Origin of the sequence: Spirosoma spitsbergense DSM 19989, assembly GCF_000374085.1 — a bacterium.
Taxonomy (GTDB): domain Bacteria; phylum Bacteroidota; class Bacteroidia; order Cytophagales; family Spirosomataceae; genus Spirosoma; species Spirosoma spitsbergense.
In genome coordinates this window covers 101435-112442 of the sequence record NZ_KB893389.1, presented here as the reverse complement: position 1 = coordinate 112442, position 11008 = coordinate 101435, and the positions used below count along the sequence as shown (strand labels likewise).

Sequence of the window (11008 nt, the reverse complement as noted above, 5' to 3'; positions counted from 1 at the left end):
TATAAAACGTATCGTAAACGGGGCCTTCTGATTGGGTCTGGGGCTATCGAATCAGCTCACCGAACGGTGATGCAACGACGGTTGAAGCGGTCTGGGCAACGCTGGAGTATTCGGGGTGCGCAGCGTGTTCTAAACTTGCGCGTTTGCCTGATGAGCAACCGATGGAATTTGGTTCGTCAGCAGATTGAGCCAATCAACTATGCGATGGCCGCATAGCGACATTTTGAATTGCACCCATGTAAAGTACCATTTATTGATGTACTTTTGGGCACATTAAAAGCTCATTTTTTTATTTCCAGGAACGTTTCGGAGGATTTTATTTGATCAATTTAGTCATGTGTTAAATCGCTAACTAAATAGTATCCGTCACAAAAGAGCATTTGATACTCTCTACGACTTGAAAGGAACATTTAGCCATCAAGACTTCTTGAAAATCGGTGCTTTTAGGGTAAGTATTTGATAATTAGAGAATTTTGATTTCCAGGAATGCTTTAAAATTTCTATATGTTAAGCCAGTTTTTTATCGCCCTATATCGACTAAGGTGGTTTGTTATCGGGATAACCATATCACTAATTTACTTCATAACCATAGTAATCTATGCAGAGAATATTCCATTTGCTGATGACTTATCAGTATTGGCCTCGCTTTACGATATTCACCATGAACCAGATTGGTACCTAAAATACAAAACACTATTTGCTTTTCATAACGAGCACAGAATCGTTATTCCTCGCCTTATAACTATTCTAATTTACCATATTCAAGGTAAAACCATCAATGTAGCATGGTGGATTATTCTTGGAAATGTATTACTATTTCTGGTCCTTTATCTATACTTCAAAACTGAATTTACAAATCATCGCATAAAATTATTTATACCGGTTTTGTTATTCGTACTCCAGCCAATGCATTATGAGTTAATGTATTGGGGTATGGCTGCTCTTCAGAATATTGGCGTTATTGCGCTAGCTACAATAGCTTTTTATCAATTGACGTTTAAAAACAATAAATTCTTGCCTGTTTTTGTAGCCATACTAGCTGTCTTTACCAGTGCAAATGGCGTGTTTGTGTTTCTCATCGGAATACCATTGCTGTTTTACAAAAGAGAGTGGCTGTTTAGCATATTGTGGGTTATTGTGGGCGTTGGTAGTGCCTATTTGTACTGGAATGGGTTTTCAGCCAGTGAGCATTCTGGAAAAGGTTTTGAAGAATCATTCCATATTTTTAAGTTTTTAGGTGTTTTTGTAAGCTTAGTTGGTGGTATCCTTTATACACAGACTTTCTCTTATTTGTCTTTATTGCTGGGCCTTTCTATACTGGGTGCGATTACATTTATAGGCTATTACAGATTCATTGTTCATCCTGTCAGGAATGACAAATCTCAACAATTTCTTATATGCTGCTTAGCCTTTACGCTTCTAACAATCGCAGCCATTAGCTTTAACCGGGATTTGCATAGTGTCCTGTCTGTAAGCCGTTATAAATTATATTCTACACTAGTCATTTCCTTAACCTATATTTTATTGATAAACTGGATTGAAAAAAGTAAGTATGTTTTCAATACCACAGTAGTAGCCGGATTACTTTTTTGGGCCGTTAGTTACAGCCGCTATACGGTAATGTTTAATATACACTCCCGGTTATTATTCTCTCATTTTTTTACCTGGAGATATAGTGGTATGTTAGACATATATCCGCCATTTACTGAAAAATATTACTCGGATCACTGGTATAAATTTTATCAGTCTGGTCAGTATACTCCTCCCCAAAGTGTTAGTGAAAAGAGTAAGGAAGTACTGTCAATGAGTGAAAAATCGGGCTTTTTAAAGGCTTCTTTTTCTATTGATGACCAGCTTGTTACTATCAAGTCGGTTTCATTGCCTGTTAATGAGTATTATGCAGTCCATAAAACGTTGCATAAGCTAGCCATATATCCCCTAAACAGAAATAGTTTTTACAAAAATATTTTTTCTACTTCGCAGGCAGACTATTCCACTTCAATCAATGCATCATACTGGATATCGGACCCTGGGTCAGCGGCATTTATTATACAGTTAAATTAGCGTGAATACAGGAATAGATTGAAACAAACTTGTCCTACACCTGTTGAACCAGGGCAGCGCTTCAGCAGTAATAACGTTACCAGAACCCAGGTCTCAACCTTCATAACTGACTGTAGCTACGAATACAATACCCGGAACTACCCCACCAAGCCTACGGGTAATGGGATAGTTACCCCGTTCACCTACGAATCGTACCAACAACTTCATCGCGGTAGTCAGACGTGACTGCGTAAAGAATGAAATAAATTAGTGTACATCGTACAACCTTTTACGGTCAACGAGGGTCTGTTGATTAGTTTTAAAGGCAACTTTTTTATCAACTTCCCGTATGAAAAACTGGGCAACATTTATTTTCACCACAATTATTGTTAGCGTACTCACAACCACAATCACAGCAGGACAGGGGCGGTTTTCGGTTGCGGCAACTGTCACGCCGGGTTTTCATAACATTGATTTTTCTCTGGGTGAGGTTGACATAGCCAGCGGGTCACAGTCTTATCGGGGGCTTTCGCTGGGCTTAACCGCTTATTATGCGTTTACGCCTAAATGGTCACTGTCGGTGGGTCTGTTGCATAGCCGTTTTTCGGGCGATAGCCGCTTTGAGAACTCTACGGGTGTAGCGACCTATTCGAGGCAGTTACAAAGTTTCCAGATACCCGTTTTATTGAATTATACGCCTTCATCTCATCGCCTGTCGCCTTACCTGTCGGCGGGCTTACTGACCAATTATACCTACCGTATAACGGCGAATGGTAGTCAGACAAATCAGAAAATAGATGCGCCTAATGCGTTAACGACTTACGCAATGATTGGCATTGGAGCGCACTATCGAATTACGCCCCGGCTTGCCCTGATTGTTCAGCCAACAGCCGCTTACCGGTTGAATAAACCAGCTTCAGGCTATCCTCTTAACTATACTCGCTTCAACGACTATGTGTTTAGTCTGCAAACACAACTGAAGTTTACTTTCTGAGTGCCCTATACGGCAGGTGTTTAGAAAGCAGGTAAATGCCTACGCTTTATTTACTGGTTGCGGGTGCTGGGCATAACAGACGCAGGGCATTGAAAACGGCCTGATGCGTTACAGTGGCGTGGTCTTCCTGAGGCAGGTAATCAAAATACACCGTTACACTTTTACTCTTTGTATTCTTTATTTTCTCTGCCAGCATGTTGGCATCTACTTCCATCACCCGGGGAATATCGCCAGGAGTCAATCCTTCTTTCCCAACACCAATATAAACGGTGGTCTCCCTGGTATAATCCGATCGTAACAGGGCGGATGGCTGATTCAGAAGCGAGCCATTGTCCCACCATATACTTGGACTGACGATGATGTATTTATCGAACAGGCGGGGTTGGTTGAGTAAAATTTCCGTTGCCAGCAGTCCGCCCAGCGATTGGCCGATAATGGTTTTAGTAGTGGTGGTTTTGTATTTCTGGTCGATGAAGGGCTGTAGTTCGTTGCCGATGAAGGCGATAAACCTGTCGGAATGACCCGTGGTAGGGAAGCGTTTTTTATCGGCTTCGATGGTAGTGGGGTACGTAAAATCCCGCCTTCGGTCTACGTTGGCAATGCCCACGACAATAGATTTCGGGACGCGGTTAATCCACGAGAAATTATTGAATTGAACCAGGCCAACGATGTGAATGAAATCTTCGTCGGCCGACCCGTCCAGCAGATAGATGACCGGGTAGCGCAGGGTATCGGTGGGGCTATATCCTTCAGGCAGGTAAATATTTAACGTCCGTTTCTCGGCCAGTTGCAGGGAGTTGATTTCCTCAATTCGCCCCAGAACAAACGGTTTACTGCTACCTGTTTGCCCGGACTGATCTGTCTGCGCAACTGCTAGTATCGGAAAAAATAACAGGAAAAATAAGGTAGCAGTACTGTTCATTTCAAACCGGTTCATGAAGAAAGCCTGATGCTCGTTTTCGTACCGTTTCTAAACTCGTCAGCCATTCAACAGAAATATACGTTATTTCCGTTGAATGGCTGAACTGTATAAGTCAGGTGATGGCTTACGCTACAGACTGTTCGGCCTGTAGATAGTCGATAACCCCCTGCATGGTGGTTAGTTTTGAATAATCTTCGTCGGGAATGCGGATACCGAACGTTTGTTCGAGTTGCATGATCAGATCAACATTATCAAGACTGTCCAGGCCCAGATCGCGGGAGAAATGAGTTTGGTCGGTGATGGCTGATTCGGGTATGCCGAATTGTTTCAAAATCTCAGTTACCTGCTTCTTCATATCGATCATTCTGTTTTTACAACCTGTGCGCTTTTTTATTAAAGGGAATTCTGATGCGATTTAGTATAAGCAGAACCAGATTCTTAACATTTTTTAGGAAGCGGTTAATCTGAGTTATTCGTCGTCACGCATGGTCATTGATTGTCAGCAAGTAGTCATTCTCCGTTATTTCCGGTCAACCCCCTGCCGCTTACACAATTAATGACAGCCAATGACCAGCAATGACTATAAAATGACTTTCTATAAATTTTCCCCCAGTAACCGCTTCAACTCCAACTGGTTTAATAATAACTGATACTTGAAATTCAGGCGACCCAGTTCGGCTTCTTCCACACCCGTTTCGGCACTTTGCAGTTCCACATTCGTAATGACTCCGTTTTGTAGCCGCGCATTGGCAATCTGTAGTGCCTGCCGGGCCTGCTGCACTTGGGTTTCCAGGTTAGCCAGGCGGGTCTGATTACTCCGGATGTCGGCGTTGAGCTGGGCAATACTCTGCCGAAACTGGGCATTGGCGGTTTCAACGGCGTACCGGCTGGCATTCAGATTGAGTTGTGCCACCTGATTTTGCAGTTGATATCGTTTTCCGGCGTATAGCGGCACAATCAGCCCCACACCAGCAGCCAAATTGGGCCTCAGTTCCTGAACGTTCAGTGGGTAGCCGTTCTTATACCCCGCGTTTCCGCTAAAGGCGATGTTGGGTTTACCCGCTTTGCTGTTCACGATGATATCCGTTTCGGCCGACCGGAGCCGGTCCTGCGCCAGTTGAACATCTTTATTGCCTGCCAGCGCAACCGTCAGGTCGCCGTCGAGCGCATAGGGTTGCGTGGCGATGTTCATGGCCGAGCCTAAATCAAATTGATTGATCGCCTGACTGACGTTGGGATTTACACTGCCGGTCAGGAAAGTCAGGTTGGCCAGTTGCCGTTCCAGCTGGTTCTGAATGTCGATTTTACGATTCTGGGCCGCTTTTACCCGCACCTGCTGCGTCAGCACATCGTATTGCAGCGCATCGCCATTTTGCAGGCGTGTAACCAGTAACTGCACGTTCGCCCCCGCCGTTTTAATGACCGAATCCTGCACGATCAGACTCCGCTGCAAATAGCCGATACCGTAATAAGTAGCGGCTACCTGATACGCCAGGTTTTGCTGGCTTATTTCCAGGCCCCGGCGTAATACCTGCACGTTATCCTGCGCCTGCCGAATGGCCGCATCAGTACGCCCGAAATCGTAGATCGTTTGCCCGACCGACACGTTGCCGTTGAGGCTGTGGTTGGGAGCCAGTTTCGCAATTACCTCCTGGCCATTGAGCGGCACGGCAAACTGCGGTACGGGCGTAATGTAGGTGTAGTTGCCATTCAGATTTACATTGGGCCGCATGGCCGTACGGGAAATATCGACCCGCAGTTCGCCCGCCCTAATCTGTTCCTGTTGTTGTTTCAGTACCGGATAATTGGTGTTCGCCTGCTGCACCAGCGTCCGCAGTTCGTCGGGAATTGTTACTACAGGCTGAGGTTGCGCCCGAACAGCCCCCGTTGTAAGCAAGGAAGCAAGTATGAAAAATTTTAGGTTCATTTCTTTGATGGTTGGTATTTGATGGTGGTCGTTCGTCGTTGCGCGAAACGGTTAGTTAAGCCGGGACCGTTGCCCGTTCTGACAAGCCACCCATCAAACTATAAAATCAGTGTGCGGCATCGGCCACGGCTTTCGCACGGGCAGCATCCATTTTTCTATTTTGTAACAGGAATAGCAACGGGAATGAAACAACGAAAAACAGGCCTGCCAGTTTGAACGTATCCAGATAAGAGAGCATCAGCGCTTGCCTCGAAACAATCAGATCGAGGTTTCTATAGGCTCCCGTTACCGCATCGAAGGCGTTGATTCCTTTGGCCATCAGGCCCTGCGTTATGGCGTTGAGTCGCTCCGTTGTAAGCATATCGCCCGGTTGCAGGTTAGATACCAAATCGCCCCGATGAACGGCCATGCGTTGTGTAACATAAGTATTTGTAATAGCTACCCCAAATGCTCCGCCAATTTGCCGGGTCATGTTTACGATAGCGATACCCGTTGGCAGTTGGCGCGGCTCCAGCGTAGCGACCGACTGGTTAATGAGCGGTACGTTCACAAATGCCAGCCCAATCCCCCGAATGATAAGCCCGATGACGAAATCGCCATTAGAAGCATCCATATTATAGGTCGATAAAATGAAGCAGAAACTTGCGAAAGCGACGTACCCAATGCCAACAAGCAGCGTTGGTGACACTTTTTTGGCCAGCAGCCGCCCCACCAGCGCAAACATGGGTAAGGTTACCAGCCCACCAGGTATCAGAAGCTGACCTGTTTGGGTGGCCGTCAAACCCACAATCCGCTGGGCAAACAAGGGGTATAATAGCACGGACGTAAATAGCCCATAACCGATAATGATCATCAGCAGCGAACCAACAGCCAGGTTCCGGTTTTTCAACGCGCGCAGGTCTACCACCGGATCTTTGGTACCGCGCAACTCCCACCATACGAAGAGAGGAATGGCTACGACGGCTGCCACGGAGAGCCCTAAAATTATGTTGCTGTCGAACCAGTCGTCAGATTCACCCCGCTCCAGTACGTACTGCAAACTGCCAATGCCAACGGCCAGCAACAGAATACCAAACTGGTCTATTTTGATGGATCGTCGGTTTATATTTATCTCTTCCGGCTTTTTGTCAATATAGGTGTAACTCAGAAATGCGGCCAGAATGCCTATGGGCACGTTGATGTAAAACATCCAGCTCCAGTGGTAATTGTCGATTATGTAGCCACCAAGAGTAGGGCCGAGGGTTGGCCCAAGTACAATACCCATTCCGAAAATGGCCGAAGCCGTTGCTTTGCTGGAGGGCGGAAAGGAATCGAATAAAAGGCCTTGCGACGTAGAAAGCAGGGCACCTCCCCCAATACCCTGCAAAAAGCGAAAGGCGACCAACGTCCACAGATTATCCGCAAAGCCGCAGCCATATGAAGCTACGGTAAAAATGATAATAGAGGTGATGAAGTAGTTTTTACGACCGAAGAATCGCTGTAAAAAGCCCGTCATCGGTATCACGATCACGTTGGCAATGGCATACGCCGTTACCACCCAGGCTACATCTTCAATCGTAACGCCGAGGTTGCCGGCAATGTCGGTCAGGCCGACGTTTACGATAGAAATGTCAATCAGTTCAATAATAGCCGCCGAAATTGCCGTTATGACGATAATCCACCGCTTAAAGCCAGTAGGGTAGTCCAGCTGCGCAGGGGCGGTAAGTGTTTGCGTTGCCATAAATTTTCAATGAAGAATGTAAAATGGACAATGTATAATGGAGGAAAGAGTAATGAAGCGTTGATGAGAAACACATTGTTCATTGCTCATTTTACATTATCCATTAGTTTGCTACCCGCACTTCGGCCTCTACGCTCAGGCCAGCCCGCAATTGCTCTTTGTATTTTTCGGGATTGAGAATCTCGATTTTTACCGGCACGCGCTGGGTTATTTTTACGAAGTTGCCTGATGCGTTGTCGGCAGGAAGCAGCGCAAACTTGGCTCCCGTAGCGTCGGATAGTGACGACACGCGTCCTTTAATAGCCAGGTCAGGGTAAGCGTCCAGCTTAACATCGACTTCCTGACCCAGCTTCATTTTTTCTAGTTGCGTTTCCTTGAAGTTCGCTATGACCCAGAAGGTAGAATCGGCTACAATGGTGAACATGTTCTGACCGGGTTGTACGTATTGACCAACCACTACATTCTTGCGGCCAATTTTACCGGCAATCGGAGCCGTTACCCGGGCGTAGCCAAGCCGTAGTTTAGCATTATCAATAGCAGCCTGCTTCACTTTTAGTACTGCCTGAATTTTCTGGATATTGGCCTGAGCCTTGGCGATACCTGCCTGTGCTACCGCCTGTGATGTTTTGGCGAGGGTAATCTGCTCCACATTGGCACTGTACTGACGGGCCTGCACTTCGGCATTGTTCTGGGCATCTTCCAGTTGCTTTTGTGTGAGCGACTGTGCCTTGTACAAATTCTGGTCGCGTTGTAAATCCTGTTTTGACTTATCCCGCCGGGCTGCCTGCACCTGTGCATTCGATTGGGCGACGCGTGCGTTCTGTGCTACATTACGCACGCTGGCCTGTGCATTCTGGAGGTCGGCGCGGGCGTTTGCCAGATCAGCTACTGATTGCTGGTAGTCGGCTTCGGCCTGTGCCATCGCCACATCGTACTCCTGTGGGTCAACGGTTACCAGTAACTGACCCTGTTTTACGTTCGTGTAATCACTCACATTCACCGATGTTACATAGCCCGCTACACGGGCCAGTACTGGGGCTGAATTTCCGTCAATCTGTGCATTGTCGGTTGTTTCATACTGTTGGCTGTGGTGATACGCCTGATAGCCGAAATAACCGCCAACCAGCACGATGAGCGCAATAATGACTCGTGGTAAGTAGGTTTTGAGGCTGCTCTTTTCTTCTGTGGTTGTCATTTCCTCTGTTAAGGTTGCCATTCGTTCGGTATAGTTTTATTAATCGTATTTCGTTGTCAGTATGAAAACTTATTTATAGTCAACTTGTTTTACTATAACAGTACAAAAGTAAACCAGGTTGACTATAAAGTCAAGTAAGTTGACTAGATTTGTACAATCTTTTAAAGCGAATTGTTTCAGTAGTTGTTAATTTTATTTCATGATCGTGGAAATAGACAACAAGTCCTTTGATTTTGACCAATATAAGGTTGTTCGTGAGCGGGCAATAGGTCGGTTATTCTGGCGACTCAAGCGGTACATAGATAGCTTTATGGAACCACGTTTGCAGGATTTGGGCTATACGGATTTCAAGATGAGCTACCTGATGTTTCTGGCCAATATCCAGGAGGAGGGGACGACGAATAATGAGTTAGCCCGGAAAGCCTGCGTAACCAAGCAGATGATGAGTAAAATTGTTGGCCTGCTCGAGAACGAGGGGTATATCTACACGCAGAAAANCCCCGCCGATTCACGATCCAGCATTATTTTCCTGAATGAACGGGGTAAGGAACTCTTCATCGCACTGCGCGAATGCATGCAGGAAGCCCGCGACAAATTTGATGGTATTGTAGGGCACGACCGTATGGAGCAGGTCATTGACACCATGTTACTGCTGGCCAATACCCTGGAAAGCGAAGAACAGTGCAAGGGAGTTTGATGTTTGTGTTTGTAGAAGCCTCAAGGCACCTCAGTTGGATACCTCTGCTTCTGGAAACGTAAAACCGCAAATTCTATGTTTACCTCCGTTAACCCGTACAATCAGAAAAAGCTGAAGACATACCGCCCCGATAGCCAGACGGCCATTGAGCAAAAACTGAAACAAGCCGACCGGGCCTTTGCCGACTGGTCGGCTTTGCCATTGGCAGACCGTACTAATTATCTGCGAAAGGTGGGCGACACACTGACTAAAAACAAGCAGCAGTACGGTGAACTGATGACCGCCGAAATGGGCAAAACGCTCAAAGAGGCCATCAGTGAAGTGGAGAAATGTGCCACCACCTGCGCCTTCTACGCCGATAACGCCAGCGCTTTCCTGGCTGACAAATCCATTGACACAGACCGTAGCGACGGACCGGCTCACAAGAGCTTTATCGCGTATCAACCACTGGGACCAGTGCTGGCCGTGATGCCCTGGAACTTCCCCTTCTGGCAGGTCATGCGTTTCGCCATTCCGGGACTGATTGCGGGTAACGTAGGCTTGCTCAAGCACGCGTCCAATGTAATGGGATGCGCCTTGGCGCTGGAAGACGTATTCCGGGAAAGTGGCCTGCCAGAAGGCGCTTTTCAAACGCTGCTGATCGATTCCAAATCAGTAGAAGGTATCCTGAAAGATAAACGGGTAAAGGCCGTTACGCTAACGGGTAGCGGCCCGGCGGGCGCATCGGTAGCCAGTATTGCCGGTAGTCAGATCAAGAAATCAGTACTGGAGTTGGGCGGTTCCGACGCATTGGTTGTACTGGCGGATGCCAGTCTGGAAAAAGCGGCTGAAACTGCGGTAAAATCCCGGATGCAAAACGCCGGGCAGAGTTGCATTGCTGCCAAGCGGTTTATCATCGAAAAGTCCGTAAAAAAACAGTTCACCGATCTTGTATTGCACCACATTGAGCAGATAAAACAGGGCGACCCCATGGCCAGTGAAACAACTATGGGACCAATGGCCCGAACGAATCTGGCCGATGATATCGAACGCCAGAGTCAGGCCTCTATCGCCAAAGGAGCCAAACGCTTAGTTGGCGGAAAACGGGATGGCTGCAACGTGCAACCAATCCTGCTGGACAACGTAAAACCCGGTATGGCGGCTTTTGATGAGGAAACGTTCGGCCCGCTGGCAGTACTCATTGAAGCGAAAGATGAAGCCGATGCCATCCGGCTCGCCAATAAATCCGACTTTGGCCTTGGTTCGGCCCTGTGGACGCAGGATATGGAAAAGGCCGACCGGCTGGCCCGGCAGATTCAGGCGGGTTCAGTTTTTGTGAACGGACTGATGCGTTCCGATGCGAGGGTGCCGTTCGGGGGCATTAAAACCTCTGGTTTTGGCCGTGAACTATCGGAAGAAGGAATGAAAGAGTTCGTGAACGTGAAGACGGTATGGGTGGAGAAAGTGTGAGTGCTTACTCCTGTGGTTTGTGGAGTCAGGTTCTCAAGCCCGGCACCACAGACCACAGAAT

The 11008-nt window shown here is 47.1% G+C and carries 8 protein-coding genes and 2 pseudogenes; 5 read left to right on the top strand and 5 right to left on the bottom strand.

Features of this window, described 5'->3' with window-relative positions; all coding sequences use genetic code 11:
* The 3 genes and pseudogenes from B157_RS37190 to B157_RS0102255 all read left to right on the top strand — a co-directional run.
* Positions 1-216 (top strand): annotated as a pseudogene (locus B157_RS37190) (ISLre2-like element ISRsl1 family transposase); the annotation flags it as partial.
* Positions 217-504: 288 nt separating this feature from the next.
* Entirely contained in the window at positions 505-2064 is a 1560-nt protein-coding gene (locus B157_RS0102260; RefSeq protein ID WP_020601762.1) for a hypothetical protein, read from the top strand.
* A gap of 328 nt (positions 2065-2392) precedes the next feature.
* A complete protein-coding gene (locus tag B157_RS0102255) occupies positions 2393-3037 on the top strand; it encodes an outer membrane beta-barrel protein (protein ID WP_020601761.1) in 645 nt (214 codons plus the stop codon).
* 46 nt (positions 3038-3083) lie between these two features.
* Here the strand turns inward: B157_RS0102255 and B157_RS0102250 are convergent, their stop codons facing one another.
* From B157_RS0102250 to B157_RS0102230, 5 genes are all read right to left on the bottom strand, one after another.
* On the bottom strand, positions 3084-3959 hold the full coding sequence (locus tag B157_RS0102250) for an alpha/beta hydrolase (RefSeq protein ID WP_041951854.1): 876 nt from the start codon (positions 3957-3959) through the stop codon (positions 3084-3086).
* 124 nt (positions 3960-4083) lie between these two features.
* A complete protein-coding gene (locus B157_RS0102245; protein WP_052646948.1) occupies positions 4084-4314 on the bottom strand; it encodes an acyl carrier protein in 231 nt (76 codons plus the stop codon).
* Between the two features lie 240 nt (positions 4315-4554).
* Complete coding sequence (locus B157_RS0102240) at positions 4555-5886, bottom strand: TolC family protein (protein WP_020601758.1); 1332 nt, start codon at positions 5884-5886, stop codon at positions 4555-4557.
* Between the two features lie 106 nt (positions 5887-5992).
* Complete coding sequence (locus tag B157_RS0102235; protein WP_020601757.1) at positions 5993-7606, bottom strand: DHA2 family efflux MFS transporter permease subunit; 1614 nt, start codon at positions 7604-7606, stop codon at positions 5993-5995.
* A 103-nt stretch (positions 7607-7709) separates the two neighbouring features.
* Entirely contained in the window at positions 7710-8822 is a 1113-nt protein-coding gene (locus B157_RS0102230) for an HlyD family secretion protein (RefSeq protein WP_020601756.1), read from the bottom strand.
* 178 nt (positions 8823-9000) lie between these two features.
* Here B157_RS0102230 and B157_RS0102225 point away from each other — a divergent pair, with 178 nt between their 5' ends.
* Both B157_RS0102225 and B157_RS0102220 read left to right on the top strand, forming a co-directional pair.
* The gene (locus tag B157_RS0102225; RefSeq protein WP_026308425.1) at positions 9001-9498 is read left to right on the top strand and encodes a MarR family winged helix-turn-helix transcriptional regulator; all 498 of its coding nucleotides are present in this window, start codon (positions 9001-9003) and stop codon (positions 9496-9498) included.
* Positions 9499-9567: 69 nt separating this feature from the next.
* Positions 9568-10947: pseudogene (locus B157_RS0102220) on the top strand (NAD-dependent succinate-semialdehyde dehydrogenase); the annotation flags it as partial.
* Positions 10948-11008 lie beyond the last annotated feature (61 nt).